This window comes from Chryseobacterium sp. SIMBA_038 (assembly GCF_046535115.1).
Classification (GTDB): domain Bacteria; phylum Bacteroidota; class Bacteroidia; order Flavobacteriales; family Weeksellaceae; genus Chryseobacterium.
In genome coordinates this window covers 1-293 of the sequence record NZ_JAWRXH010000098.1, presented here as the reverse complement: position 1 = coordinate 293, position 293 = coordinate 1, and the positions used below count along the sequence as shown (strand labels likewise).

At 61.1% G+C, this 293-nt stretch carries 1 pseudogene; it reads left to right on the top strand.

Annotation, left to right across the window (positions count from 1 at the left end):
• Positions 1–132: 132 nt before the first annotated feature.
• A pseudogene (locus tag SB689_RS22865) lies at positions 133–293 on the top strand (IS3 family transposase); the annotation flags it as partial.

Below are 293 nucleotides of genomic sequence, written 5' to 3'. Positions count from 1 at the left end.
ATGGTGCTCCGTTCGTCACGATGCCACAGCCGCTGCAGCAGTTGCAGCGACACCTACTGAAGCACCCGGGAGGCGATCGCATTGAACCGCCCCGAGTTTTGTGGAGGCTCCAACTCTTGAGAGAATGGAGCCATGAACAAGAAGCCAAGCAAGTTTTCCCCGGAAGTCCGGGAGCGCGCAGTGCGCCTGGTGCGCGAGCAGCGTAGCGAACACCCGTCGATGTGGGCAGCGGTCCAATCGATAGCGCCGATGATCGGCTGTACGCCGCAGACGCTGCTGGATTGGGTCAAACG